General features: G+C 48.0%; 22 protein-coding genes and 1 tRNA gene. 3 read left to right on the top strand and 20 right to left on the bottom strand.

What is annotated here, in order from left to right; translation table 11 throughout:
- Positions 1 to 20: 20 nt before the first annotated feature.
- From P3T48_RS06705 to P3T48_RS06715, 3 genes are read right to left on the bottom strand one after another with little or no spacing between them, the layout of a single operon-like run.
- Positions 21 to 1400: an alanine/glycine:cation symporter family protein gene (locus P3T48_RS06705; RefSeq protein WP_276506122.1), complete on the bottom strand. Its 1380-nt coding sequence runs from the start codon at positions 1398 to 1400 to the stop codon at positions 21 to 23.
- Positions 1401 to 1426: 26 nt separating this feature from the next.
- On the bottom strand, positions 1427 to 2023 hold the full coding sequence (locus tag P3T48_RS06710; RefSeq protein WP_276506123.1) for a DUF4230 domain-containing protein: 597 nt from the start codon (positions 2021 to 2023) through the stop codon (positions 1427 to 1429).
- 12 nt (positions 2024 to 2035) lie between these two features.
- The gene (locus P3T48_RS06715) at positions 2036 to 2707 is read right to left on the bottom strand and encodes a DUF4230 domain-containing protein (RefSeq protein ID WP_276506124.1); all 672 of its coding nucleotides are present in this window, start codon (positions 2705 to 2707) and stop codon (positions 2036 to 2038) included.
- 724 nt (positions 2708 to 3431) lie between these two features.
- On the opposite strand from P3T48_RS06715, the gene P3T48_RS06720 reads away from it, so the two are divergent.
- The gene (locus P3T48_RS06720; RefSeq protein ID WP_276506125.1) at positions 3432 to 4025 is read left to right on the top strand and encodes a DUF4738 domain-containing protein; all 594 of its coding nucleotides are present in this window, start codon (positions 3432 to 3434) and stop codon (positions 4023 to 4025) included.
- A 35-nt stretch (positions 4026 to 4060) separates the two neighbouring features.
- Here the strand turns inward: P3T48_RS06720 and P3T48_RS06725 are convergent, their stop codons facing one another.
- The 3 genes from P3T48_RS06725 to P3T48_RS06735 are packed head-to-tail and all read right to left on the bottom strand — an operon-like array spanning position 4061 to position 5648.
- Entirely contained in the window at positions 4061 to 4444 is a 384-nt protein-coding gene (locus tag P3T48_RS06725) for a hypothetical protein (protein ID WP_022251343.1), read from the bottom strand.
- A 26-nt stretch (positions 4445 to 4470) separates the two neighbouring features.
- Positions 4471 to 4947 carry a 6,7-dimethyl-8-ribityllumazine synthase gene (ribH, locus tag P3T48_RS06730; protein ID WP_276506126.1) on the bottom strand — a complete coding sequence of 159 codons (477 nt, stop codon included), beginning with the start codon at positions 4945 to 4947 and terminating at the stop codon, positions 4471 to 4473.
- 2 nt (positions 4948 to 4949) lie between these two features.
- Positions 4950 to 5648 (bottom strand): tetratricopeptide repeat protein, encoded by a 699-nt coding sequence (locus tag P3T48_RS06735; protein ID WP_022251341.1) that lies wholly within the window; start codon positions 5646 to 5648, stop codon positions 4950 to 4952.
- A 181-nt stretch (positions 5649 to 5829) separates the two neighbouring features.
- Here P3T48_RS06735 and recF point away from each other — a divergent pair, with 181 nt between their 5' ends.
- On the top strand, positions 5830 to 6939 hold the full coding sequence (gene recF, locus P3T48_RS06740; protein WP_022251340.1) for a DNA replication/repair protein RecF: 1110 nt from the start codon (positions 5830 to 5832) through the stop codon (positions 6937 to 6939).
- 26 nt (positions 6940 to 6965) lie between these two features.
- Positions 6966 to 7310, top strand: a complete 345-nt coding sequence (locus P3T48_RS06745; RefSeq protein WP_022251339.1) for a DciA family protein — start codon at positions 6966 to 6968, stop codon at positions 7308 to 7310.
- Here P3T48_RS06745 and P3T48_RS06750 read toward each other — a convergent pair.
- The 14 genes from P3T48_RS06750 to P3T48_RS06815 form a co-directional block, all read right to left on the bottom strand.
- Positions 7250 to 7786: a 5-formyltetrahydrofolate cyclo-ligase gene (locus tag P3T48_RS06750; RefSeq protein ID WP_276506127.1), complete on the bottom strand. Its 537-nt coding sequence runs from the start codon at positions 7784 to 7786 to the stop codon at positions 7250 to 7252. The two genes, P3T48_RS06745 and P3T48_RS06750, sit on opposite strands and share 61 nt — an antisense overlap.
- 12 nt (positions 7787 to 7798) lie before the next feature.
- Complete coding sequence (locus tag P3T48_RS06755) at positions 7799 to 9529, bottom strand: S41 family peptidase (RefSeq protein WP_443217177.1); 1731 nt, start codon at positions 9527 to 9529, stop codon at positions 7799 to 7801.
- A gap of 12 nt (positions 9530 to 9541) precedes the next feature.
- Positions 9542 to 10003 (bottom strand): deoxycytidylate deaminase, encoded by a 462-nt coding sequence (locus P3T48_RS06760; RefSeq protein ID WP_276506128.1) that lies wholly within the window; start codon positions 10001 to 10003, stop codon positions 9542 to 9544.
- 10 nt (positions 10004 to 10013) lie between these two features.
- Complete coding sequence (locus tag P3T48_RS06765) at positions 10014 to 12104, bottom strand: M3 family metallopeptidase (protein ID WP_276506129.1); 2091 nt, start codon at positions 12102 to 12104, stop codon at positions 10014 to 10016.
- A gap of 87 nt (positions 12105 to 12191) precedes the next feature.
- A complete protein-coding gene (locus P3T48_RS06770; RefSeq protein WP_276506130.1) occupies positions 12192 to 12872 on the bottom strand; it encodes a Crp/Fnr family transcriptional regulator in 681 nt (226 codons plus the stop codon).
- A 231-nt stretch (positions 12873 to 13103) separates the two neighbouring features.
- A complete protein-coding gene (locus P3T48_RS06775) occupies positions 13104 to 14126 on the bottom strand; it encodes an FAD:protein FMN transferase (protein ID WP_217758266.1) in 1023 nt (340 codons plus the stop codon).
- 72 nt (positions 14127 to 14198) lie between these two features.
- Positions 14199 to 14903 (bottom strand): DUF6048 family protein, encoded by a 705-nt coding sequence (locus P3T48_RS06780; protein ID WP_276506131.1) that lies wholly within the window; start codon positions 14901 to 14903, stop codon positions 14199 to 14201.
- Positions 14854 to 15333: a DUF6452 family protein gene (locus P3T48_RS06785; protein ID WP_276506132.1), complete on the bottom strand. Its 480-nt coding sequence runs from the start codon at positions 15331 to 15333 to the stop codon at positions 14854 to 14856. Before P3T48_RS06785 ends, P3T48_RS06780 begins: the two co-directional genes overlap by 50 nt.
- Positions 15321 to 16292, bottom strand: a complete 972-nt coding sequence (locus tag P3T48_RS06790; RefSeq protein WP_022251330.1) for a glycosyltransferase family 2 protein — start codon at positions 16290 to 16292, stop codon at positions 15321 to 15323. Before P3T48_RS06790 ends, P3T48_RS06785 begins: the two co-directional genes overlap by 13 nt.
- A 12-nt stretch (positions 16293 to 16304) precedes the next feature.
- Entirely contained in the window at positions 16305 to 16859 is a 555-nt protein-coding gene (locus P3T48_RS06795; RefSeq protein ID WP_276506133.1) for a DUF4199 domain-containing protein, read from the bottom strand.
- Between the two features lie 144 nt (positions 16860 to 17003).
- Positions 17004 to 17077 (bottom strand) — tRNA-Thr (locus tag P3T48_RS06800).
- A gap of 204 nt (positions 17078 to 17281) precedes the next feature.
- Positions 17282 to 19852: an endonuclease MutS2 gene (locus P3T48_RS06805; protein WP_276506134.1), complete on the bottom strand. Its 2571-nt coding sequence runs from the start codon at positions 19850 to 19852 to the stop codon at positions 17282 to 17284.
- Positions 19853 to 19982: 130 nt separating this feature from the next.
- A complete protein-coding gene (locus P3T48_RS06810; protein ID WP_276506135.1) occupies positions 19983 to 20153 on the bottom strand; it encodes a hypothetical protein in 171 nt (56 codons plus the stop codon).
- A gap of 65 nt (positions 20154 to 20218) precedes the next feature.
- Positions 20219 to 26323, bottom strand: a complete 6105-nt coding sequence (locus tag P3T48_RS06815; protein ID WP_276506136.1) for a glycoside hydrolase family 88 protein — start codon at positions 26321 to 26323, stop codon at positions 20219 to 20221.
- Positions 26324 to 26506 lie beyond the last annotated feature (183 nt).

A 26506-nucleotide genomic window follows, 5' to 3' on the forward strand; every position in this document is an offset into this window, starting at 1 on the left:
TTCTTTTGTAGCTTTTATTATTATTTTTCCAGTTCTTCTATCTCGTTCTCATCCATGTCGCGGTCCAACCGGTCGCGCCACAGATACTTGCGTGTCTCGTGTACGATGATGCCGCTGAGGCAGAGCAGGGATACAAGGTTAGGTATTGCCATCAGGGCGTTCATACAGTCGGCGATGTTCCACACCATCTCCAGTCCGATGACACTGCCCGCAAAGATGCTGACGATGTAGAGCACACGGTAGCTCAGCATCCAGCGCTTGCCCTTGAGATACTCCACGCAGCGCTCGCCATAATAGCTCCAACCTAAGGTGGTGCTGAAAGCAAAAGTGGCTAAACCAAAGGTGAGCAGAGGAGCTCCTATGTAAGGTATCTTGCTGAAGGCAGCCTTGGTGAGGGCTGCTCCGTTGTGGTAGTCGATGTCGGGATAGGCGATGATGCTTGAGGTGATGACCAGACCTGTAAGGGCACAGATGATGACGGTGTCCCAGAAGGTGCCTGTCGATGAAACAAGAGCCTGGCGCACAGGGTTGCGTGTCTGTGCAGCTGCGGCTACGATAGGAGCAGAACCAAGACCCGACTCGTTGGAGAACAGACCACGGGCTATACCATATCGGGCTGCCATCATCAATGTGCTGCCGGCGAAACCGCCTCCTGCCGCGCGGGTAGTGAAGGCAGACTCAAAGATAACCTTGATAGCCGGCCACAGATAGGCATGGTTGACAAAGAGAATATAGATGCATCCCAACACATAGAAAAGAGCCATAAAGGGAACAAGCATTCCGCATACTCTTGATATTGATTTCACTCCTCCTATGATGACGGCTGCTCCCAAGGCGCAGACAACGGTTCCTGTGATGTAGGGCGAAATGCCATACTGGTTTTCTACGAGGGTAGAGATGGCGTTTGCCTGTACGGTGCTGCCGATGCCGAAAGAGGCTATCGCGGCAAAGAGTGCGAAGAGGATGGCGAGCCATTTCCAGCCCAGGCCTTTCTCCAAAGCATACATAGGACCACCCAACATGCGACCGCGCTGGGTCTTCACACGATACTTAACTGCCAATAAACCCTCGGCATATTTGGTGGATATACCGAATACACCTGTCAGCCAGCACCACAGCACAGCACCCGGACCACCCAGGGCGATGGCTGTTGCCACACCGATGATGTTGCCCGTACCTATAGTGGCAGCAAGTGCAGTGGCAAGAGCGCCAAACTGGGATACATCGCCCGTGGCATTCTTGTCTTTCTTGACGGATAACTTGATGGCCTTGAAAATCTTACGCTGCGGGAAATGCAGACGGATCGTAAGAAAGAGGTGTGTGCCCAAGAGCAGAATAATCATGGGCCAACCCCACAAGAATGAGCTTAGCGTTGCGAAAATGTCGTTTAGTGTATCCATAATCTCTCTTATTTTTTACCTGTTTGTTATTTGTCTTTCTCTTTTATTATCCCATGTTCTATTCTTATCCTTACGTTGCTGTAACCCATGGCCTGGAACATTCCCTCAAACTGCGCCTTGGCATTGTCCTCAGCCTTGGCGATGTTGGCCTTTGTAAAGCATCGTCTGCTCATAGCTTCATAGGCTCTTTTGTACATGTCCTGTCGGTCTTTACCGGTCCATTTGCCTTCTTCGAAGAACGAACGTGTCTTTGCCTCATCGATGAAGTTGCGATCGAGGAGCCTGATGGGGGGTAGGGTGCAGATGATGGTGTCGCCCTCGGCGCTCAGCCATTCAGTGCCCACCTCTCGCATGTTGATGCCCAGCCTGAGGGTGCCATAGTAGATCCTTACCAGTTCGTCGTCGCTGATGAGCCCTTTTCTCACGGTGTCTATCAGTTCCTCATCGCTGATGGACAGGAATTCCCACTGTCCGATGGCTTCGATACTCTTTATCTGTGTAGGCGAGAGCGTGGTCTTCCCTTCTTGTTGCATCGAGATGGAGTTGTCCTTGTTGAGCCAGTACAGACCTCCGCCGATGATGACGATGAGCAGGAGTATGACGATGATTTCAAATTTTCTCATATCTGTAGTACCTTACTTGTTCTCAACCGATGTGCCGTCGATGAGGCTTGAAAGATCGGATGAGGTAAACTTCTTTCTGAAACTAATCTTGATGTTCTCGGCTTTGAATCCCAAGTTGACGAGCATGGGTACCAAGGTGTGCGCGGCACTTTGGCGGGCTGTTTCCAGAATATCCATGCGTGGAATGTCGTTGATGATGCCCTTTCGTCCTTCCTGCTCGTAGCTGCTGAGTTCTTCATCGCTGAAGTTGCTGCGTGTCAGCGATACGAATTTCTTGATTCCTTCGTGGTCTATCTTGCTGCTTGTCAGCACCACCTTAGGATCGGGGAGGATGATTTCTATCTTCTCGCCCTGCCGTCTCACGTTCTTTTCGTTGAAGCCTTTGAAGTCGATATATGCCTTGAGGGTGGCGTCCATAGGGATGGCAACCTTGCGCTTTCCTCCAGGCAGACTGATGTCGAACTCGTTTTTCAGTATAGAGCCTTTCAGTCTGAGTTGGTCGTCGTGGGTGATGATTCTGTGAACCTGTGCCTCGGCTGTATATAGACGACTGCATTTCTGTATCTGCATCACCATCATGGGAATGGTGTCGAGAGCCTTCTCTTTCTCTTTGGCTTGTCTGCCTGTACAAGCAGAGAATATGATAGCAGTTGTCATAATGACAAGTAAAATGGTCTTTCTCATACTAATTGTTTTGTTTTCGTTGCAAAGGTACGACAATTTGAGTAAATAACCAAATAGTATCAGTCAATTTTATACTTTTCCTCTTTGTTTTGTGATAATCTGTAGCTTTTGGGTAGTTAAAAATAACACTAAGAGTGGTCAACTCAAATCGAAAAAACACAGAAAAAGTTTTTTCAGCCTATTAAAATCTATGTTCTAAAGTTTGGAACTTATGTTCTAAAGTTTGGAACTTATGTTCTAAAGTTTAGAACTTGTGTTCTAAAGTATCGAACTTATGTTCTAAAGTATAGAACATAGATTTTTCGCAAGAGTCAGAACAAATTCATGATGAACTGAAAACAATTTGTGTGGTATTAAAGTAACTGTTTTGGTTTGTAGGGATGCTGGGTAGTTACATACATGGACCATCCTTTTTGTTAAAGGCAGTTAAAAAGGTACTTTTTTCTCATCTTCGATTAAACCTTTTGTGTTTTGTAGGGTCTTATTACTGATTAGAATTCATAAACTGAACTTTTATTATATCGTGTGAGAAAAGTTCAATAGGATTTATTAGTTAGTATTTAGGTAGTAAGAGCATTCTCTTTGTGAAAAGGGGATGCTTTTTTTTGTGTTCTTATATTTTTTTCTTAACTTTGCAGATAATTAGGTCTTCATTCTGTGGATTAGATTTATTAATGATGCAGATTTAGGCCTTCACTCAAATGAATATCAAAACAAAACTACAATGAAGAAAACAATTTCCATGCTCGTGATTGCGGTTCTGGGTGCCGCCTGTTTCTCGTCATGCGGCGAGAAGAAAAAGAGCAATGTCATCATAGCCCCTAAGCCTGCTGCTCCAAAACCTAAGAAGACGCAGGAATTGAGTAGTTATGAGCAATCGCGCGACATCTCCTGGCTCGGCAAGACTTATCGTGTAGTGATGAAACGAGAGTCTGATCACAGTCTGCCTTTGGTGGAGAGTGAGGATCATACCAAGTACTACGACAACAAGATTACGATCAAGGTGCTGCGGGAGGACGGAACAGAGTTCTTTAGCCGCACTTTCCAGAAAAGCGATTTTACGGGTTATCTTGATGCCGAAACCAAGAAGACGGGTGCCTTGTTGGGTATTGTTTTTGTGGAGGTGAAGGGCGACGTGCTGCATTTTGCAGGCAGTGTGGGTTCACCCGATGTGACCAGTGATGAGTATGTACCCCTTGTAATCACTGTCAACCGGATGGGCGCTGTCAGTATAGCCAAGGATAGCCAGTTGGACACAGCAGGTGATGAAGACGAAAAAGCCTCGTCTGTTGAGGACGAGGCTGATGATGGGGTATGATGTATAAAATTTAGTGACTGTTTATAAAGCATCACTTACTTCAATAGTTTTTTGAAGTCTTTTTCAAAGCATTGTGGGTGTTTACCGATGAAGAGGACGTTGAGCAGACAGTTGGCTGCCAATTCCTCATCGTTCAGGTCAGCACCCTTTCCTTTTCTTACTTCCTTGCCCAAGCAGGCATCCCAAGTGGTGTTGAAACAACTGTCGTCGGCTCCCACAATCATACTGTTGCTCGAGTTAGGATCTTCCATCAGTTCGTAGCGAATGGTCTTCTTGCTCATCACAGGCTGGATGCTGCACAGCATGTCGAATGCTTTCTGAAAGACGTCGCGATGCAGATTGGCGTTAGGGAACATCGTGCTGACAGTAGGAAAGAGTTCCTCAAAGTCGAACGACTGTAAGAGTTGATAAAGTTTCATCCTTGTTCTATGGTTATGTTTGCTTTTTAGAACTTAGCCATCTTGATGGCGTCAATGGCGCACTCGTCGCCCTTGTTGCCCAACTTGCCACCACTTCTGTCTTTGGCCTGTTGCAGGTCGTTGGTGGTCAGCAGACCATAGATGACTGGAATTTCCTGTGAGGCATTGAGGCGGGCAATGCCATAGGTAACGCCCTGACAGATGTAGTCGAAGTGAGGAGTCTCGCCACGGATGACGCTTCCCAACACGATGACAGCATCGTAGCCCTGGTTAAGAACCATCTGTCGTGCTCCGTATATCAGCTCAAAGCTTCCAGGTACGGTTTTCACGTGAATGTTCTCAGGCAGGGTGCCATGCTTTTTCAGGGTGTTGACGGCACCTTCCAATAAAGCGCCTGTTATCTCAGGGTTCCACTCAGCTACCACGATGCCAAAGCACATATTGCTGGCATCGGGTACCTTGGTGAAGTCGTATTCTGACAAATTATGAAGTGCTGTAGCCATAATTAGTTAGAAGCTCTTTCGATGTACTTGTCGATCTCTGCACTCTGAACGAGCATAGAGTTCACATACTTTTTCTTGATGTCCTGATAGATCTTCAGGGCCTCGTCCTTCTTGCCCTGGCTTTCCAACACCTCGCCTGCCTTGATAAGGAAGGTAGGAGAGAGGCTGTTGTTGGCATCGTCCTCAGCCTTGCTGTCTGCCATGTCGGCAGCCTTCTTGAAAGCGTCAACAGCCTTGTCGAGCTGGTTGAGGTGAGCGTATGCGTCGCCGAGAGCAGCCTGAGAAGCTGGACTGATCATCTGGTCGCCTTCTGTAGAGAAAGCGTCGAGGCTCTTCTGAGCTTCTGCCCATTTGCCGAGGTTGGCGTAGCAAAGACCGGCATAGAGGTTGGCCAGGTTACCAGCCTTGGTACCGCTATACTCGTCGGCCAACTTAGCGAAACCTACGAAGCCGGCACCGTCGCCATTGACAGCCTGCTCGAACATCTCGTTGTTGAAGTAGGTCTGACCCTTGCTGAGCGCTGTGCTTGCCTTTTCCTCACGAGGACCGGAAATCTGTGAAATGTAGAGGAATACACCTGCAATAACAACAATGATTGCTGCCACTGCGATAAGGATGGCTTTCTTGTATTTCATGAAGAAAGCCTCGCGGTTGTTGATGTTCTCTGTTGCTTCGAGAACCTGTTCTGTTTTGTTTGCCATTTTTATTTTTTGTTTTTTATTATTTTTTCCTTCTTGTTCTTAGTGTGCCTTGCTCAATGGCCACTACACTTTAGGTTGCAAAAATACGTAAATTTATCCACATATTGAAATTTATAGCCTACTTTTTTCGTTTTTTGCGCTTTTTCTGCTAACTTTGCAGTTCAATAGTGGCATAATACGTATGATTTTACAGAATATCTCGATAATTAATTACAAGAACATCAAGGCTGCCAATTTGGAATTGTCGCCCAAGATCAATTGTCTCATCGGTCATAACGGTGTGGGCAAGACCAATTTCCTGGATGCCATTTACTATCTTTCGTTTTGTCGCAGTGCCTACAATCCTATCGATTCGCAGGTTATTGCGCACGATGAGAACTTCATGGTGATAGAGGGCAACTATCTTGATGAGCGAGAGAATGTCGAGAATATCTTCTGCGGTATGAAGCGTGGAACGAAGAAGCACTTCAAGCGCAACAAGAAGGAGTACAAGCGACTGTCACAACATATCGGATTGATACCGCTCATCTTTGTCTCTCCTTCTGATACGGTACTCATTGAGGGTGGAAGCGAGGAGCGACGCCGCCTGATGGATGTGGTCATCTCGCAGTACGACCCTTCCTATATTGAGGCATTGGCCAACTACAACAAGGCTTTGCAACAGCGTAATGCTCTGCTCAAGATGGAGGAGGAACCTGATGTGACGCTGATGGAGATATGGGAACAGGAGATGGCTCGCAATGGTGAGCTGCTCTTTCAGAAACGTGAGGCTTTCGTCAAGGAACTGATTCCTCTGTTTCAGCAGATCTATCGTCATATCTCTGGCGACCGAGAGGTGGTGAGCCTGCGTTATGTCTCTCATTGTCAGCGCGGTCCGCTCCTTGATGTCATACAGCGCGACCGCTTCAAGGATAGGGCTGTAGGCTATTCGCTTCATGGTGTGCATCGTGACGACCTGGAGATGCTGATAGGTGATTTCCAGATGAAGCGAGAGGGAAGTCAGGGACAGAATAAGACCTTTGTCTTGGCTCTCAAGTTAGCCCAGTTTGATTTCCTGCGCCGCACGGTATCGAGTACTACGCCCCTCTTGCTGCTCGACGATATCTTCGACAAGTTGGATGCCCAAAGGGTAGAGGCGATTGTCGACTTGGTATCGGGAGCCAATTTTGGACAGATATTCATCACCGATACCAACCGCGACCATCTCGACCGCATCCTGCACGAGAGTGACGGCAATTACAAGATATTCCATGTAGAAGGTGGAAACATAGACTTGGTTCACGAAGAATAGTAGAAAAACCTGCAAAGCAAAGAAATATGTTCAGACGAAAAGTACGTTCCTTATCAGAATTGTTGCCCGAGATATTGAGGCGCGAGGGACTGGAGACCCCGCTGCAGCAGAAGCGTCTTCTTGCTTCCTGGGATCAGGTGGTGGGTGAGCCTGTAGCCAAGTACACTGGCGACAAGTTTATCAAGAACCAGACGCTCTTTGTCAAGATACTCAGTCCGGCCTTGCGTGCCGACCTCTCGCTGAGTCGCAGCCTGTTGGTCAAGCGGCTTAACGAGGCAGCGAAGGCTTTTGTCATTTCTGATATCAAGTTCTATACGATAGCATCCATCTTGATATCGGTGGCTTCGGTGGGCACGGTCTCCGTCTTCTGAAAGTCGAAGCATATACCTATTTTATATAGATGGGGCATCTTGCAGAGCATACGGTCGTAGTAGCCTTTGCCTCTGCCCAAGCGATGCCCCGACTTATCGAAACTCATGCCCGGGATGATGCCTGTTTCTATCTTCCCGTATTCATCTACAGGCAGCAGTCTGCCTACAGGTTCCATGATGTGGAAACTACCTTGTCTTAAGTCTTTCGAGCTTGTATACTCTCTTATCTCCATGTTTTCTCCGTCTACGACAACGGGCAGGAATACCTGTTTTCCCTGATTGACCAGTTCGTCGATAAACTGATGGGTATTCACCTCGTCGGGAAGCGAGTAGTATAGTAGTATGCTGCGGGCTTGCTGCAGCCGGGTGTTTCTGCGCAGCCGGTCTAAAACAAGAAGCGACAGTTCTTCGAGCTGTTGCCCGGAGAACTGTCGCTTTCTCTCTCTGATGATACTTCTGAGTTCTTTCTTATTCATTTTTCTGCCTTCTTATGCCAAGCGGGATGGGCTTCTGTGCAACGCACGGTAGTTGTAGGGCACATTTGCCATAGCTACCTTCTGCTTCTTTTTGTAAACAGGCTTGGTGGCAGGAACGGGCTTCTTGGGGAAAGCCTCGTTCTTTTCAAACACCTCCATCGTCTTGTTGATAACAGGATCGTCCTGGTTGATGTATTGATTCCAAGCCTGGTCGTTGAGCATGTTGTAGATCACGCGGCTGTTGATGTAGCGTTCCAGCAGTTTGTGCGACTTGCGGATGAGCAGGTTGCGGCGCTGCAGACCGTGCTTGTCGGCATAGGTGGCAAACTTGTCTACCATGTTCTGCTTGTCCAAATAGTCGGCCAGCTCCATCATCTCCTTGAAGTTGTTCAGCTTAGGACGGTTGTTGTCGGTATAGGTGAAGGCGAACTGCAGGATGAGTCCGCTCATGCTTGCCTGCTTGAAGTAGGATGTCATTCCCAAAGTATCCTCGGGTACGAAGATGTCGGGAGTGATACCGCCTCCGCCATATACGGTACGTCCCAATCCCGTGTGATAGGCCGGACCCGTATGCTTGATGCTGTCTTGCGAGAAGAACTCGCCATGCTCATAGCGGTTGAGCAGGTCTTGCTCATAGTCCTTGTCGTCACCCAGGGTGTAAGGTTTCTGTATGCATCGACCCGATGGGGTGTAGTAGCGTGCAATGGTGAGTCTTATCATGCTGTGGTCGGGGAATTCTATCTGTTGCTGTACCAGTCCCTTTCCGAAAGAACGTCGGCCTATGATGGTGGCACGGTCATTGTCCTGCATGGCTCCTGCAAAGATTTCGGCAGCCGATGCTGAGCCTTCGTTGATAAGTACGACGAGCGGTACGTGCTGATAGGATCCCTTGCCATCGCTTCGGAAGTCCTGTCGTGGCGACTTGCGTCCCTGTGTGTAGACGATGAGTTTCTTGTCGGGCAGGAACTCGTTGGCCATGTTGATGGCTGCAGTCAGGTATCCGCCACTGTTGTCGCGAAGGTCGATACACAGGTTCTTGAATCCCTCTTGCGAGAGCTTTGCCAGGGCGATGAGCATCTCTGGATAGGTATTCTCGCCGAAGTTCTTGATGCGTATGTATCCGGTCTTGTCGTCGAGCATATAGGTTGCCGTGATGCTCTTGGTAGGTATCTCGCCTCGGGTCACGGTGAAGGTCTGTACCTTCTTGCTGCCGTAGCGCACCACACCAATCTTTACCTTGGTGTCTTTCTGTCCCTTGAGTCTGTGCATGGCTTCCTCGTTGGTGACGATCTTGCCTACGAAAGGCTTGCCGTCTACCGCCACAATCTTGTCGCCAGCCAACAGGCCGGCCTTCTCGGCAGGTCCGTTCTGTATCACATTCTGCACGTGTATGGTGTCATCTCTGATCACAAACTCGATGCCCACACCGCAGAATGATCCTTTCAGGTCGTCGGTGGCAGCAGCCACATCCTTGGCACTGATGTAAACGGAGTGTGGGTCCAGTTCTGAGAGGATGAGCGGTATCGCCTTGTCTACCAAAGAGTCGATATTCACCGCATCCACATACTGGTCGTCGATGATGTGCAGCAGGTTGTTGAGCCTGTTGCTTCCGCTGTTGATGATATTGAGCCTGTTTCCCGAGAAATGGTTCGAGAAGAACGAGCCGATCATGATACCTATCACCACGCATACAGCCATGATGATGGGCATGAAACGGTTGGTCTTTTTCTTATTGATGTTCATATATTTATTGTCTTATGTTCTTGGTTCGGCTTCTTTCTGCGAAGCGTCGTCGGGGTTGAGATATACTACCTTGATGCCAGCTCGCTCCATGAGTTCGATGCCGTCATTGAGTCGGTATTTCTCGGCATATACCACGCGCTTGATGCCCGCTTGGATGATGAGTTTGGCACACTCGATACATGGCGAAGCCGTGACATAGAGTGTACTTCCGTCGCTGTTGTTGCTGCTTCGTGCCAGCTTGGTGATGGCATTGGCCTCGGCATGCAGCACATAGGGCTTGGTCACACCGTCTTCCTCGCAAACGTTCTCAAACCCACTGGGTGTGCCGTTGTAGCCATCGCTGATAATCATCTTGTCCTTGACTACGAGTGCACCCACCTGTCGGCGTTTGCAGTAACTGTTTTCTGCCCAGATGCGTGCCATGCGCAAGTAGCGCAGGTCGAGTTTCTCTTGTTTGGAAAGTTGCTCTTCCATGTTTCTGTTGTTATGATTCTATATTTTTCTTTATCTCGTTGCGCTCCAACAGGGCATCGATGGTAGGCTCTTGTCCGCGGAATCGCTTGTAGAGTGTCATCGGATGCTCGGTACCACCCTTTGAGAGGATGTTGTCTCTGAAGCTCTGTGCTGTCTGCTGGTCGAAGATACCGTTCTTCTTGAACACGCTGAAGGCATCGGCGTCGAGCACCTCTGCCCATTTGTAGCTGTAGTAACCAGCAGCATAGCCTCCTGCCATGATGTGCGAGAACTGTACGGTCATACAGGTATTGGGCAACTGTGGTGTGACCATGGCCTTTGCCCAGGCTTTCTTCTCGAATGGGATGATGTCGTCGTCGAAAGCTTCCTTCTTGGTGTAGTAAGCCATGTCGAGCAGTCCGAAGCTCACCTGTCGCAGACATCCGTAGGCAGCCATGAAGTTGCGGCTCTTCACGATGCGCTCTATCAGGTCGTCGGGCAGAGGCTCGCCTGTCTGATAGTGGAAGGCGAAGGTGCGAAGGAAGTCTTTCTCCACAGCATAGTTCTCCATGAACTGCGACGGCAGCTCCACAAAGTCCCACCATACATTGGTTCCCGACAGGCTCTCAAATCGGGTGTTGGCAAACATGCCGTGCAGGCTGTGTCCGAACTCATGCAGGAAGGTCTCCACCTCGCCAAGGGTCAGCAGGGCTGGCTTCTCGGCTGTAGGTTTGGTGAAGTTCATCACCACGCTGACATGCGGACGTATGTTCTGTCCCTTATGGTCTATCCACTGTCCCTGGAATTCTGTCATCCATGCACCTCCCTGTTTGCCCTTGCGTGGGAAGAAATCGGCATAGAATACAGCCAGATAGCTGCCGTCCTTGTCGAACACTTCGTATGCTTTCACGTCGGGATGGTATACGGGTATGTCCTTGTTCTCCTTGAAGGTGATTCCGTAGAGTTTTCCTGCCAGACCGAACACGCCGTCAATTACCTTGTCGAGTTGCAGGTAGGGGCGCAGCATCTCGGCGTCGAGGTTGTATTTCTCCATCTGCAGCTTGTGCGAGTAGAAGCTCATGTCCCAGGGTTCCATCACGAAATCATCTCCCTCAATGCGTTTTGCTAAGGCCGTTATCTCGGCAACCTCCTTCTCGGCGGTAGGCTTGTAGGCATCTATCAGGTCGTTCAGCAGTTTGTACACATTGTCGATATTACTTGCCATGCGGTGCTTGAGCACGTAGTCGGCATAGGTGTCGAAGCCCAGCAGCTGTGCCAGCTCGCGTCTCAGGTTGATGAGTCGCTTGCATATCTCGAGGTTGTTGGCATCGTTGTTGTGTATGCACTCTGTATTGCGAGCCATGTACATCTGCTTGCGGAGCTCGCGCTGTGTGGAGTAAGTCATGAAGGGAGAGAAGACAGGGAAGTCGAGGGTGAAGATCCATCCTTCCTTCTCCTGTTCCTTGGCATTCTGCTCGGCTGCAGCAATGGCAGTCTCGGGCAGTCCGTCGAGTTGAGCCTTGTCGGTGATATGCAGCTGGAAGGCTTTGTTTTCCTTGAGCAGGTTCTGCGAGAACTGCAGGGTGAGCATGCTTGCCTCCTCGGTGAGCTGGCGCAACTTCTCCTTGCCTTCCTCATCGAGCAGGGCACCGCTGCGTACAAAACCATCATAGCTTGTATCGAGCAACATCTGTTCCTCGGCATTCAACTCGCGGTTGGGATGGTCGTGTACGAACTTGATGCGTTCGAAGAGTTTCTTGTTCAGGGTGATATCGTTGGCATGCTTGGTAAGGATGGGGCTCATCTTCTGTGCCAAGGCTTCCATCTCGTCGCAGGTCTCTGCGCTCATCATGCATGAGAAAACATTGGAAACCCTGCTGAGCAAGTCGTAGTAGTGCTCGCCTTTCTCGGTATCCACGCGTGCCAGGGTGTTCTCGAAGGTAGGTTCTTCGGGATCGTTGACGATCTTGTCGGTGGCCTCATCGTCACGGCGTATTCCTTCCATGAAGGCCTCTTCGTAATCTTCCAGCCTGATACGGTCGAAAGGTACGGTGTCGTGAGGGGTGTTGTAAGGTGCAAAAAAGGGATTGATACGATTCTCTGTCTTATTTTCTTGAAGCATACTAACTTAGTGTTTTATTTTTGTGCAAAGTTAGTAAAAAAAGGTGTTATAATCTTCTTGTATCATATTATTTAACATACTTTTATCTCAACCCTTGCTGTTGGTAAGTTTTTCGAGTGCCTGGATATGGATGCGCTCTCTGAAAAGTTGGATAAGTCCTTGGCTTTGCAAACGGTTGAGGGCTTTGGAGACATTCAGTCTGCTGTCGTTCACCTCTTCGGCTATGCGCCTCATCTTGATGTGGATTGTTTTCTCGCCTGTAGGGCTGACACAGTTAGCCTCGAAGAAGCGTGTGATGCGTTCCTCTAAACTCTTGGGTGGTGTCTGCAGGGTACGGAGGCTGTGTTTCTGACTCTGTGTGGATATCAGGTTGAGCAGGTTGATGCGGAATATGTCGAAGAGGGTTGCCAGCTTCATGACGTCTTGCTTGGCAATACATAGCAGGCTGCAGTCGTGCAGGGCTGTATAGGTATGAGTGAAGTATGGGTACAGACCGAAGATGCGTTCCGACTGGAAGGTCTCGGGTGCCTGTATCTTCTCGTCGATGCTGTAGCTGTGGTCGGCAGACTCTGTCTTTACCATCACCTCGCCGTCGAGCAGAAAGTACAGGTGTGTGCATAGTTCGCCTTCAGCTATAATCGTCTCTCCCTTACTTGCTTTTCTGAAGTCAAAGCGTGTCTGCCCTGCAGCTTGCTGCAAGTCGTTGCGGCTCATTCCCAAGAAGAGGGGCAGTGCCAACAGGCTGTTGTATATGCGGTTTTCGGGCATAATTTTTGAGGAGTTTTTTCAGGAGTTTATTTGAGGAGTTAAAGGAGTTAAGGAGTTATCGCTCCCTTCGGTCGCTGAGGAGTTAAGACAATAGTCTTGAGGAAATGTTCAATGTTTTATGTTCAATGTTGAGTCCACAAAGGCTGTTGTCTTAACTCCTTAACTCCTTAACTCCTTTAACTCCTTAACTCCTTTAACTCCTTTAACTCCTTAACTTCTCCTTAAAAATAATTATTCCAATATCTTCTCCTTGAGTGATGGCGAGTACCATACCTCGGTCTTGCCATCATCATTGGTATAGATGAGGTAAGCCATGAGTTCTGAATGCTGTCTCAGTATCTCTTTGGCTTTTTCGAGACCCATCACCATGAAAGAGGTGGCGTAGGCGTCTGCCGTGGCACAGTTTTTTGCCAAGACTGTGGCAGACAGCAGACTGTGCTGAACGGGGTAGCCAGTCTTGGGGTCGATGGTATGGGCATACTTCTTGCCGTTCTTATAGTAGAAGTTGCGATAGTTGCCGCTGGTTGCCATGGCTATATCCGTGACATTGAGCACCGTCTGCAGTTCCTGGTTGGTGTTCAGCGAGTCTTCGGTAGGTTTGTTCACGCCGATGCGCCAAGGTTGCTGTTTCTGGTTGATACCCTTGGTGACTATCTCGCCTCCTATCTCTATCATATAGTCGTTGATGCCTTTCTTGCTCAACAGTCGTGCCACCACGTCACAACCGTATCCTTTGGCTATGGCAGAGCAGTCGAGCATGATGCGCGGATCCTGTTTCTGTATGTGATTGTCGGAGGTGAGCTTCACCTTCTGGTAGCCTACTATCTTTCTCAGGTCGTCGATAACCTTCTTGTTGGGTTCCACACCTTTCTTGAAACCGAATCCCCATTCGTTGACCAGTGGGGCAACGGTAATGTCGAAGGCTCCGTGGGTCTCGTTGGAGATGTCCTCTGCCAAGAGGAAAACCTCTGTAAACATCGAGTTGACTACCGGGTTCTCGTTGCGGTTCACCTTCGAGATAATGGAGGTCTTGTTGAATGGCGAGAGCGACTCGTCCACCTTCTTCAGCTCAGCCTCTATCTCTTTCTTCAGATTGGTGTCGCTATGATAAGTGATGTGGTAGACGGTTCCGAAGATGAAACCCTCGTCGTGCTGATAGTTGATGTTTTCCTGTCCCTGCTTCAGGATGATGACCGTGCCGATGACGAGGAGCAGCAGGAAGGGAATTTGCCAGATGAGTTTTTTCTTGTTCATATTGATGGGATAGGGGTGATGGTTGATGTAAATGTGGGGGGAGAGTGATGCGGCTTTCTTGCCGCAGCGGGCTTACAGCTCGAAACTTACGTTGAAGGTACCTCCAAAGCGTGAGCCTCCCTGCTTGCCAAAGCCGGGCACATACCAGGTGTTGCCATAGTCGCCGTCGTCATGGAAGAGCCTGCGCTTGTATCTCAGGCTCCAGCCCATTCTTACAGGGCCCCATATCTTGGCATCCACACCGAAGACAAACTCAGCCCAGTGGTAGTTGCACTTCACACCGTTGACCTCGTAGGGAGTCGTACCGCCCCATATAGGGTCCTGGATATCCGGACCTTTGAGGTCGTATTTGAAATAGGTAAGGGCGTATCTCACACCGCCATACAGGCGATAGATGTCGTGCTTGTTGCGCAACAGGTTGAAGTCGCAGCCTATTCGTCCGTAGGGTGCCGTCGTCTTGTAGTTGATCTGGGTGCTTTCGTCTGTGCCGTCAGCTTTTCCTATACCTATTTCTACTACAGGGAAATACTTGTCCTTGAGGTTGACACGCAGTGCCGCCTCATACTGACCGTAGTCGCTGACCATGAGTTGAATGGGGCCAACCAGGTCTGCGCTTACCGCCACGTTTCTCAACAGTGGGATGGTGTCCTTGTTGGTGGCGGCTATCTTCTTGCCTGATGATCCCTGGGCATGTGTCGCCTGTGCGGGCATCAGCAGCATCAGGGCGCTAATCGCGATGACCAAAGTAAATATAGAAGTGTGGCTTCGTTTCATCATAAGTTACTTCTTTACAGTTGATGACGATGGAGTCTATGCTGTTGTGCGTAGTCTTCACGCCGGTGATGGTATGAAAAAAGGATGGCTTGCAGTCTACCGACTCAAAGTGTGGTGTGTTGGTCTTCTGCACCGTTACGGTGTCGCGCAGCAGTCGGTTGTCTGCGTTGCGAGTCTCAAAGAAGAGGCTGTCTTCCAACAGCGAGTAGCTCATGGGCAGTATGAAACTGTCCACATTCACGTCCTTGTTGATCAGCACACTGTCGGTTCCCTCGATACGGTTGGTCGAGATGGTGAGTGTGTCGGTCAGGGTTGTTATGTTGCCTGCCAGCTTGTACTTGGTGTACACGGTGTTGTTGAGCGGACAGTCGAGCGTGCTGCAAGCTGCCATCAGCCCAAGGGCCATCATGAGTATGGGGATTATTTTCCGCATCTTATCTCTTTTTCTATTTGATAGTCGTTACGATTGGGGTTCTGTCGGCTCAACAGGTCGCCTAAGAATCCTGCCAGGAACAGCTGGCTGCCTAAGAGCATGGCTGTCAGGGCGATAAAGAAGTAGGGCGAGTCGGTGATGAGGTGTCCATACACGCCATGATAGAGGTCGATGCTCTTGTCGATGCCGAGGCATACCAGTGACAGGAAACCGATGAAGAACACCACGCTGCCCAAGAATCCGAACACGTGCATAGGTTTCTTGCCGAAGTTGCTCAGGAACCAGAGGGTCATCAGATCCAGATAGCCGTTGACAAAACGGTTCCAGCCCATGAACTTCGACTTGCCGAACTTGCGGGCCTGATGATGCACAGGCTTTTCGCCTATCTTGTCGAAACCGGCATTCTTTGCCAGATAGGGGATGTAGCGGTGCATCTCGCCATACACCTCGATGTTCTTCACCACGTCGCGGCGGTAAGCCTTCAGTCCGCAGTTGAAGTCGTGTAGGTTGTGTATGCCGCTCACCTTGCGTGCTGTGGCATTGAAGAGCTTGGTAGGAATGGTCTTCGACAGAGGGTCGCCCTCCTTGCGGTTCTGCTTGTAGCCCGATACCAGGTCGTAGCCTTCCTGGGTAATCATGCGGTAGAGCTCAGGTATCTCGTCGGGAGAGTCCTGCAGGTCGGCATCCATGGTGATGACCACATCTCCCTGTGCCTCTTTGAATCCACAGTACAGGGCAGGGCTCTTGCCGTAATTGCGACGGAACTTGATGCCTTTCACCTGGTCGGCCTCCTCAGCCAAGTGTTCTATCACTTGCCATGAGTGGTCGGTAGAGCCGTCGTTGACAAAGATGACTTCGTAGCTGAAGTGGTTGGCTTCCATCACTCGCTTGATCCAGGCAAAGAGCTCGGGCAGCGATTCTTCCTCGTTGTATAGGGGTACGATAACGGATATGTCCATTTGTTTGGTGTGTTATTGTTGGTTATTGATGTTCTTGATACTTACGCGTTGTGCCATGATGGCTGCGATGACAGGGCTGAGTACCACACCCACGATGAGGTCGGTAATCATAAACATGGAAGCCCATGCCAGTGGCTTCATCGAGAGGATGGTGTCGATGGTGGCCTTTGCCTCTGCCTCCGACAGATGGTACACTTCCTGCATCACGGGCTGGTAGGTGCTCTCCAATAAGGCCATGAATGGACCCATGTCCATGAACGAGAACCACAGAAATTGTACCACGGTGAGCAACAGGGTGGCATTGAAGAATGTCTGCATACAGTAGAAGGTGCCTCGGCGGAAAGAGATAGTGCCCTCCAGGGCATAGTCGCGGAAACTCTTCAGGCGTTTGCCTACTACAAAGGGAGTGCTGATCAACAGCAGGTTGCCTATCAGTCCCAAAAACGACTGGTCGGGCTTTACTGCCAGCATGGTGAATGCGAAACTAACTATCCATACAAGTCCTAAGATGGCTCCGTCCTGGCGGGCGAAAGCCCTTGTCTGAACTAAATTCTGTACATTAATCATTGTCTTATTTATGTATTATCGTGCAAAGGTAAGCAATTTTTAGCATATAGTGTTCAATGCTGCGATAATTTTATATATTTTTGGAGAAACAGACCTGTAGGAAACAAAAAAAGAGAACTTCTGTAGATGAAATTCTCTTTTTTGAGCCTCTTGTCGGATTCGAACCAACGACCCCGAGATTACAAATCACGTGCTCTGGCCAACTGAGCTAAAGAGGCGGGTGGACAAGCGATTCATATCGCACCGCTACAACCAAGTACCCTTGCTATGTTCCCATCCTGGGGGATTCCGAGGGAGCTGGTCGTATGAGACTTGTCCGTCTCTGCGTTTAAGCGGGTGCAAAAGTACTGCTTTCCTTTGAACCTGCCAAATATTTTCCGAGAAATATTCCTTTTATTAACTTCTGTTAAGGAAAAACTCCTTTAAAAGTCTACCACCGTGATTCCTGCTCCGCCAAATTGCACATGCTCATCGGCAAAGTGGGTGACATTGGGCACACTGCTCAGATACTGGCGTATGAGCTGTCGCAGGATACCGTTGCCCTTACCATGAAGGATGCGCACACGGGGCATACCCACGAGGATGGCGTCGTCGATGAAATACTGCACGGCATTGAGCGCCTCATCGCCACGCATACCTCTGATGTCGAGGTCTTGGTGGAAATTGGTCTTGTGCTTGTCTATCGTGTTGCGTGTCTCGGTACTGATGCCATACGAGCCTAAGTTCTCCTTGCGTTGTTCTGTCTTGTCGGTCTCGGTGGTGGCGACAGCATGTTCCAGACGGTTGAGGCGCATCTTGGTACGCATACCTCCAAACACAGCAGTAGCCATATCGCCCGCTATGCTCTCTATGGTTCCTATGGTGGAGAGCCCTTTGATACGCACGGTGTCGCCTACTGATAGAGGACGGTTTTCCTGCTGCGTCTTGTTGACAGCATTGCGCAGCGCCGCCGCAGCCTTCTCTTGGTTCTGAGTTTTTTCGGCTTTACGCTTGGCATGTCGTTCCTTGCGTTGTTGTATCTGAGCTATCTTGCGGGCTATCTTGTCGTCATTCTCCTTGGTGTCGATGTCCTGCATCTCTTCCTTGAAGGCGTCCAGCTCCTGACGTATGCGCTTGGTCTCCTCCTTCTCAGCCTGCTTCTCGCGTATCTCGCGTATGGCGTTCTCTATCTTTTTGTTGCTCTCCTTCAGCAGTTCCTCTGCCTGTTGTTTGGCTTTGGCGAGTATCTGTTTGCGGCTTCGTTCTATGTCCTCTATGTCGCTCTCGTATCGCGAGATGGTCTTTTCCATGTCTTTCTCGCGCTGGTGTATGCTCTGTCGTTTGTTCTCCCAGTAGCGCTTATCGCGAACGATGTCCTGCAGATACTTGTCGCTCTGTATGTATTCGGAGCCTACGATGTCGCTGGCCTCCTTGATCACCTCTTCGGGAAGACCTATCTTGCGGGCTATCTCGATGGCGAAGGAAGAACCCGGTCTGCCTATAGCCAACTGGAAGAGAGCTTTCATCTCGTGGCGGTCGTAGAGCATGGCACCATTAGCCACGCCCTCATGACTGTCGGCAAAATGCTTCAGGTTCTGATAGTGTGTGGTGATGACTCCATAAGCACCTTGCTGGCAGAAGCGGTCGAGCACAGCTTCGGCAATGGCTCCGCCGATGCCTGGTTCGGTGCCTGTACCAAACTCATCGATGAGGATGATGGTGTCGCCATTGGCAGCCTTCATCATATTCTTCATGTTGAGCAGATGCGAGGAGTAGGTACTCAGGTCGTTCTCCAGACTCTGTTCGTCGCCTATGTCGATCATGATGTTTTGGAACACGCCCGTCTTCGAACGCTCGCTCACGGGGATGCTCAGTCCGCACTGCAGCATGTATTGCAGCAGTCCCACGGTCTTCAGGCATACCGACTTTCCTCCGGCGTTAGGACCTGAGATGATGAGGATGCGCTTCTCTTGTGTCAGCATGATGTCGAGTGGCACCACCTTCTCGCCTTTCTTCTCCAACGAGAGTCGGAGCAGGGGGTGAATGGCTCTGGTCCAGTCTACGTGTGGGTGGGCTTCCACTTGGGGTTCTATGGCTTGCTGGGTTTCTGCAAGCTTTGCCTTGGCTTGTATCAGGTCGATGATGGCAAGGAATCGGTAGCTCTCCAATATCTCGCGCGAGAAGGGTCGCACCTTGTTGGTGAAGTCGGTGAGGATGCGTATGATTTCCTTGCGTTCCTCTCCCTCGAGTTCTCTCACGCGGTTGTTGGCTTCCACCACCTCGGTAGGCTCAATGAATACCGTTCTTCCCGTGGCACTCTCGTCGTGCACGATACCTTTTATCTTACGTTTCAGGGTAGGGATGACGGGGATGACGAGTCGTCCGTCGCGCAGGGTAGGGGTGACATCTTTCTCTACCACTCCCTCGCTCTGTGCTGCTCGCAGTATGCCGTACAGTGTGCGAGAGATGCTGCCCTCGGTTTTAGCTAACTCACGGCGTATCTGCAGCAACTCGGGGGTAGCGTTGTCGCGTATCTTGCCAAACTTGTCGAGTATTTGGTCGATGCGTTGTACCAGTTGTGGGAAAGACATGACGTCAGCCGACAGGCGATGCAGTGCAGGGTAGGGATATTTCTTCTCTCTGCGCCAACCGTCTTCTTGTTCGGCCTCGTCGTCATCGCTGTGGTTGAGTATCTTTACGATACCGTCGATGGTGCTCAGCGAGCGGCGAAGGTCAAAGAGTTCGTCTTCCTCCAAGTGGGTGTTCTCCACGCGGATGCGTACAATCGACTCTCTCACATCGTAGAAGTATTGCAGGGGGAAGTCTTCCACCTCCTCCATGAGTCTGCGAAACTCTCGGGTCTGCAGCAGCCATTCGTTCACCTCGTCGGCATCAGCGCTGAAGTGCATCTTCTCTACCTGTTCCTTGCCCAGGGTGGAGAGGCATCGCTCACGCAACAGGCTTCGAATCTCGTTGAATCCTATCTTTTGTTCAAAATTATCTGGATATATCATGTTGTTCTTATTTTCAGGCGGCAAAGTTACGAATTTTTTGAATGTTACCCAAATTTCAACTGCAAAAAACAAGGGAGCGAACCCTGTTAGGTTGCTCCCTCGTTGTTCTTGTTTCTATTATTGGTAGTTCTTAATCCCAGGAATCCCAGGAATCCCAGGAATCAAAGTCGTTAAAGTGCTCCTTGGAGCCCAAATCATCCTTTCCGCCTAAGCCTCCGTTACCAGGACCAATCGGAGGATTATCTGGATCAGTCTTACTTTCTGTCTCAGGTTTCGACCAGCTTGCCAGCAAGTTTTCCATCGGTAACGGAGCACATTTTATCTGTGGTTGTAAATATACTTTTTTATTCATGATCATAATCGTTCTTACTTAATATATTTTTTACCATTAATAATATAGATACCACTTGGCAGTGACTGGAAGCTGTTGGCATCCTCGCTAACCAACTGTCCGTTGATGTTGTATACCTTTCCGTTGGCTGGCATCAGCTGTCCGTCAGCATCAATGATCAAGTCTTCGATACCTGTAGTCTCACCATTGTCGCCATCTACGTTGCTACTGTTTACCACCTGCAGCATGATAGGTTTGGCACCTGTTTGTGTTTCTGTACGTTTCAGATAGCCACGGAAGCCTTTCAAGGTACCATTCTGTCCAACGAAGTTCTTAAACAAACCATCCTTACTGATGAAGCCATCGCCTTCCTGTACGGTCATATCATTGCTGTAGCTTGAAGCCCATGTATAGCCATTGCCAGTACACCAATCGTCAGGTTTACCATTTTCGTTTTTGGTCGCCTCAATAGTTACGTAAGGATACTCTTCTGCAGCAGCGGTGCTGATGCTCTCTACATTCTGGCTTGGCTTGATAAGGAATGGTTTGTTTGCCACGATGGTATTGTAAGCATGACGTACAAAGTAAACCTTACCATTCTCTACACGGTCGAAGTAAAGAATCTGAGTACCATTCACATTGCCGGACTTGTAAGTGTCACCAAAGATTGCATCTACCTGATGTACGTTGAGGCTGAAAGGAAGAACACAAGTTGTCCATACTCCTGCTGTCATTTTGCGGTTGACTGTTACCTTTGCCACATGACCAGCCTCTGTTGTCTTAATAGTATTGGTGGTATTGTCATCGTAAGATACCACATCTTCAACAGGCTTTGTTTTATCCTCGTCGAATGAGAAGCCATAGAAGCCAATCTTCGAACCGAAGTTGTAGAGATAGTAGGTCTTACCTGGTTTTACACTGAAGGTATAAGTTACAGGCGAGTCTGCCAATACACACCATCCGTTTGAGCCTGGCACTTTCTCATCGTAAGCATCGTTTGGAGCGACATCTTTAGTGAGGTCGCTCTCATAGATGTTGTTCTGGAATTTCTCAGGTGTCATGTCGAAGTCGGTTGGGAGATTCTTAAAGTGATTTCTTACCTGATCAATAGTAGGAGCAGTATCTTTACCTTTTGGATTCAAGTCCCACATGTAGCTACTTACAGGCTTAATACCTCCAGTTGGCTTACCATTGGCATTGGCGATGCTTGCGGTAGACTGTACGAAGTTACCTTCTTCGTCCATGACAAACACACGACGCTGAGGACGATAGACACCACTGTCAAACGCACCATTCTGGAAGATATGTACCGTAACCGTACCAGTTGTGGCAGGATTGAAGACGAGGTATGATCCAGAGCATGGTACATTGAACATCTTGTCTCTGATAGTTTTAACATTAGTCTTGAAGTCTGCCTTCGAGATTTGTGTGGAGTTTGGCATGGCGTTAGAGCCATTCTCCTGACGTGCGTTTCTGCTTTTCTCGCCAGAGACGTAGCGGTCAAAACCTGCCATCTTCCATTTTGGCTGAGTAGCTGTATTTGCCCATTGATAGGTACTACTTAAGCCTTCATCTGAATAATCAGGTGTTGGTACCTTTTCGGTAGGGAACATCCATCCACCAAGAGTCACCTCCATAGTCTTGTCCTGGTTCCACATGATTTTCTGGTTGCCATACGATACAACGGTGCCGTCGTTTTCTTTTTCTTTGGCGCGATACAAGGCTGGGTCATCTACATATACAGTGAGGAAGGCAGTGGTCGTTTCCAATTTCTCTCCCTTTACGGTGACTCTGACACTACCGGTTCCTTCGTTTACTGCCTCCAGTTTGCCTGTCGTCATGTCTACCTTTACGAAACTTGGTGTAAACGACACCCATTTTGTGGTGTATGTACTTTCTTCAATTTTATTTGTTCCGTCGGTTGTTACCAAAATGTCAGGCGCACCCTCTGTAGTTCCTGTGTACATCGTAACATTTGCAGGGTTGAAATTTACTATAGGAATGATGTAATTTGCGCTTACGTTGATTGTGAACGTGATAGCTGCTGGTGCATTGTAAACGTCATCATAGTTATCTTGCTCTTTATTACTTGTCTTAGGGTTAGCAGTTACCTTTATGGTGTGCACTCCTTCGGACAGGTTACGAAGCATTGTGAGTTTGTTGCCTTCTACTTTGTTGTTGGTGTTTACCTTTGTTGCTTCCTGTTCGTCGATATAGTATGTGTATTTGAAGTATTCGCTCACATCCTCACCATCATAGATCAGTGGCACGGTGAATGACTTATTTTTAGTCTTGTCATATTTCACCTTTATTGTCTCCGTCGCAAAGTTGCTCAGGAATGCGGGAGTAAGCTTACCCTTTACCACATTATATGTAAAGGTGAATGTACTTTCGGTGAACAACTCGCTGTGTGTTCCTATTGGCTTTGCTGTCACGGTGATAGTGGAAGTGCCCTCTGTCCATTTGTATGGATCACCTGTAACTGTGAATACACCATTGTTCTCTATCACATTGCTGCCATCAATAGTGAACGATAGAGTGTAGTCAGTTCCGAGAGTCAAGAGTTTGTCGTTGTCACCATAAACCTTGATGTCTGGTTGCTTAATCTGGGCATCAGTGGCGTTGATGTTCACGTCGTTGGTGGTGATAATCAGAGGTGTCGCATTCTTTACCGTGATGGTGTAGGTAGCAGTACATCCCTCGTAATTATCCTTGTCTGTTGGAGTAATGGTTGCGAGAATGGTGACGGTACCTGTCGACTTGATTGTGATTTCGCCGTTGGTAGCTACTGATGCAATATCCTCATCGTTAGAGGTGTAAGCCACTGTGTAGGTGCTGAAAGCATTGCCGCCTGCCTTTACGATGAGTTGAGGCAATGACATGGTGTAGTTGTCTGTTTTGTTGATGACCACTTCACTATGTTTAGCAAAGGCTGCTGTGAGACGGGTCTTGTTGCCAGTTACTCCAGGGCGTGTAATCTTGAGAGATGTAATGTAGGTCGTACTGCCACCGAAGCGTCCGAGATAGAGAGCGTCGCAATCAGCCTGTACGGTAAAGGTATATTCCTTCTCTGTAGCAGGGAATGCTGGTGACTGGTACTGTGGTTCATCGTCAGTGAGGTTGGCATAGAGCAAAATGCCAGATGTTGCCTTGGGACAGTAACCCTTGATGGTTACTATATCGCCAGCATGGAAACCGCCATCACCAGCAGGAGTAATGGTAATATACTTGTTCTGACCTTGCTTGAAGTTGGTGCCCAACATGATGCTTGTACCAATTGTAATGCTGGAGTTGGTAGTTTCTTGTTCACCGATATTCTTCAAGAAGTCGTAAACTACAGTTGTCTCAGATGGGTTGACATCTTCCTTCTTTGCTATGCTGACATCAAAACTACAAGTGCATCCGTCATAGATAGTCTCCTTGTTGGGTGTTATTGTAGCTTTGATGGTGGTCTTTCCTATGCCGACGAATGTCAATTTGCCGTCTACTACCTTGGCTATATTTTCATTGCCAGAAGTGTACTTCACGGTGTAGTCGGTCATATCCTGTCCGCTAATCTTGTCTTTGACGGTAAGTGTAGGCAAAACTCTTGCCTCATCGCCTTCATTGGCACTTACTGAAGCAGAAAAGAATGCTGGTACGAGCTGTCTTCCTGTTACGCTGATGGTAAATTGGGCAATAGTAGCGTTGTATTTGGACTTGTCGACAGGTGTGATAGTTGCTGTGATGGTAGCTGATTCTCCCTTATTGACAGAAGTAAGTGTCTTGCCATCGGCAGAAACGCTCACTGCATTTGTGTTGCTTGAAGCGTAGGTTACCCTGTAGTCAGTACCTTCTTCCAATGTGGTTTCTCCTGCTTTTACTGTAAGTATAGGAGTAGTGAAAGCCTCTTCTTTGGCAACGACAGACTTTGTTCCCTCTGTGTATGTTGCTGTGAGGTCGGTTGCAGGGGTGGTTGAGCCTGTAGTCTCGTATTCTACTACAAGTTTTGTAACGTAGATATTTGTACTACCTGCTGTAAATGTTACAGAATTTGGCTTCGCCTTAGAATAATCAAAGGTTATATCTTTTGATATTATTCCGGTTTTATCAGATGTAACATTTGGAGTTAATTGTATAGAAGATTTGTCTGTAGTGCAAATGATTTTTGTAATTTTTGCATTATTAGGTGCTGTAACTTTAAATGAACCTGTACCATTAACTCTACATCCTTTGGTACTACCATAAGCAACAACATCTTTAATTGCCGTTACTGTAACATTATTTGCAGTTATGGTTACTGAATTGTCAACTTTATTTCCGCTATTGCCAAAACCGCCAAAAGCAGTTATATCAAACTCTGCTTTTTTACTTCCTGTAGAAGGCGTTTGGTCGCCATCAGTGTTAGCCGACTTAGCAGTTACAGTTGTTTCGCTTGTCTTAATAGTGGTGTTACCATTAGCAGTAGCTTCGCAGTAATAACTTCCACTTTCTGTTGGAGTATAAGTAGCAGATGTGGCATTTGTAATTATTGCCTTATTCTTATACCACTGATAAGTAACGGTACCATTACCATAAGCAGTTGCATCGAGGGTTCCTTCAGTAGTAGTAGTGAAGTCATAGTTTGGAGCCAAGTCGCGAGCAAAGAGAATCTGCTTGCTATCCTGGTTCTGGTTCTGGTAAGCACGCTCGTACTCAGTAGCAGCCATGATGAAGCCACCGAGAACCTTACCCTCGGTATAATAGTATGTACTTGTTGGATCAGAAGATGTTACAACACTTGCATCTTTACCTGTCAGGTAATAATTATCATCTCCAGCACGATTGCTGCTTCCTCCAAGACCAGCAGAAGTACAGCTATGAACCAGCTGAATCGTACTATTGTCTTTATTGTCATAAACCATGAATTGATTTACCAATCCTTCGTATGCCTTCTTTGCGATAGGCTCGTAAGTTGCTTTGTCGAGAAGTCCGAGACGGATAGCTTTGAGATAACCGGCAGTAAAGATAGAAGAACAAGAAGCCTCAAGGTAATTACCAGTAAGCGAAGCTGGAACCTTATCCATCACCTGATACCAGCAACCAGTATCCTTATCTTGATATTTTGCTATTCCTGCAGCAAGGTTTGTCAAATAACCTTTGAAAGTGTCATAATAAGTATTGTCTGTTGGCATTACTTCAAGAATGTCAACCAATGCAAGGAAATACCAAGCGTTAGCACGCCCCCAGAAGGATGCAGAGTGATAGATTCCTTTTTCCTTGCTGATGCCAGCCCATGATTTAGACGCATCATCACCAGGATTTGCAGTAAAACCATGATAAAGCAAACCTGTATTTTTGTCGTAGAGCTGCGCCCATGTGATAGAAAATTGCTTAGCAATAATATCCCAGTCATTGTCATTGTCGGAAATATTATTTGTCTTGTTTGTATGATTGATAATCTGAGCAAGCAAAGCCGGTCCCATATACTGACCATCACACCACATCTGGTCTGTATATTCTGTAGATTTGTGGAACCATCCGCCAAACATCGACTTCTGAACATCGTTGGCATTGGTGCTATTCAGAGCGTTTTTCCCACTACCTATAACATAAGTTGAATTATAGGTTTTCATGTGTTCGATGACAGCTTTTATCGCAGTATTAGCAACAGTAGTAGCCTTTTGAGATTTTAATTTTCCTGCAAGAATAGGAAAATACATCTTGGCAGCATTCATGTTGTCAAGAGTCATTTTCGTATTAGCATAAGGTGTGCCAGTAGCATAACCTTGTGCTGCATAGAACCAAGGCTTTGACCAGTCGAAATTCTCATAGAAATCGGCTGCTTCAAGAGAAGCTTTACCTACAAGACCTGCTACATAGTCGAAAGTTCTTTGATAAGTTGTTCCATCATCTTTTAACCAAGTAACTGTTGACGTATTATTACCATTATTGTCGTAATAATCGAAACCGAACTTCTTTTGATTTCCATAGAAATCGTGAAGTCGTGAATTTATCGCCCACTGCGAATAGCGGACACCGGAATTGAATTTTACCCCCCCATTGCTATCAGCCTTCACTCCAATGACGCTGAGGCAAGGGAGTAAAAGGAGAAGAAACAGGCGAGCGAAACCGCCTAGGCTCATGTCGAGGAAGCGGAATGTCAGTGTTTTGTGTTTCATTTCACTTTTAGTTTTATTGTTTTTGTGCTTATTTAGCTGTTTTAAATATCTCATACTTTACGGTAAGTTTATGCACCGCTGATAGTTTTCTTTAGTTATTTTTGATGGTAGTCTGTTTTAAACATCCCAGTATAGCGGTCGCAGTCGAGAACTTATACGATATTTTTATGTGCAATCGATTGC

The organism is Segatella intestinalis (assembly GCF_029348455.1).
In the GTDB taxonomy this organism is placed as follows: Bacteria; Bacteroidota; Bacteroidia; order Bacteroidales; family Bacteroidaceae; genus Prevotella.

Coding starts and splice junctions, on each gene's coding strand:
- P3T48_RS06705 (WP_276506122.1), bottom strand. CDS start 1,400: ATGGATACACTAAACGACATTTTCGCAACGCTAAGCTCATTCTTGTGG.
- P3T48_RS06710 (WP_276506123.1), bottom strand. CDS start 2,023: ATGAGAAAATTTGAAATCATCGTCATACTCCTGCTCATCGTCATCATC.
- P3T48_RS06715 (WP_276506124.1), bottom strand. CDS start 2,707: ATGAGAAAGACCATTTTACTTGTCATTATGACAACTGCTATCATATTC.
- P3T48_RS06720 (WP_276506125.1), top strand. CDS start 3,432: ATGAAGAAAACAATTTCCATGCTCGTGATTGCGGTTCTGGGTGCCGCC.
- P3T48_RS06725 (WP_022251343.1), bottom strand. CDS start 4,444: ATGAAACTTTATCAACTCTTACAGTCGTTCGACTTTGAGGAACTCTTT.
- ribH (WP_276506126.1), bottom strand. CDS start 4,947: ATGGCTACAGCACTTCATAATTTGTCAGAATACGACTTCACCAAGGTA.
- P3T48_RS06735 (WP_022251341.1), bottom strand. CDS start 5,648: ATGGCAAACAAAACAGAACAGGTTCTCGAAGCAACAGAGAACATCAAC.
- recF (WP_022251340.1), top strand. CDS start 5,830: ATGATTTTACAGAATATCTCGATAATTAATTACAAGAACATCAAGGCT.
- P3T48_RS06745 (WP_022251339.1), top strand. CDS start 6,966: ATGTTCAGACGAAAAGTACGTTCCTTATCAGAATTGTTGCCCGAGATA.
- P3T48_RS06750 (WP_276506127.1), bottom strand. CDS start 7,786: ATGAATAAGAAAGAACTCAGAAGTATCATCAGAGAGAGAAAGCGACAG.
- P3T48_RS06755 (WP_443217177.1), bottom strand. CDS start 9,529: ATGAACATCAATAAGAAAAAGACCAACCGTTTCATGCCCATCATCATG.
- P3T48_RS06760 (WP_276506128.1), bottom strand. CDS start 10,003: ATGGAAGAGCAACTTTCCAAACAAGAGAAACTCGACCTGCGCTACTTG.
- P3T48_RS06765 (WP_276506129.1), bottom strand. CDS start 12,104: ATGCTTCAAGAAAATAAGACAGAGAATCGTATCAATCCCTTTTTTGCA.
- P3T48_RS06770 (WP_276506130.1), bottom strand. CDS start 12,872: ATGCCCGAAAACCGCATATACAACAGCCTGTTGGCACTGCCCCTCTTC.
- P3T48_RS06775 (WP_217758266.1), bottom strand. CDS start 14,126: ATGAACAAGAAAAAACTCATCTGGCAAATTCCCTTCCTGCTGCTCCTC.
- P3T48_RS06780 (WP_276506131.1), bottom strand. CDS start 14,903: ATGATGAAACGAAGCCACACTTCTATATTTACTTTGGTCATCGCGATT.
- P3T48_RS06785 (WP_276506132.1), bottom strand. CDS start 15,333: ATGCGGAAAATAATCCCCATACTCATGATGGCCCTTGGGCTGATGGCA.
- P3T48_RS06790 (WP_022251330.1), bottom strand. CDS start 16,292: ATGGACATATCCGTTATCGTACCCCTATACAACGAGGAAGAATCGCTG.
- P3T48_RS06795 (WP_276506133.1), bottom strand. CDS start 16,859: ATGATTAATGTACAGAATTTAGTTCAGACAAGGGCTTTCGCCCGCCAG.
- P3T48_RS06805 (WP_276506134.1), bottom strand. CDS start 19,852: ATGATATATCCAGATAATTTTGAACAAAAGATAGGATTCAACGAGATT.
- P3T48_RS06810 (WP_276506135.1), bottom strand. CDS start 20,153: ATGGAAAACTTGCTGGCAAGCTGGTCGAAACCTGAGACAGAAAGTAAG.
- P3T48_RS06815 (WP_276506136.1), bottom strand. CDS start 26,323: ATGAAACACAAAACACTGACATTCCGCTTCCTCGACATGAGCCTAGGC.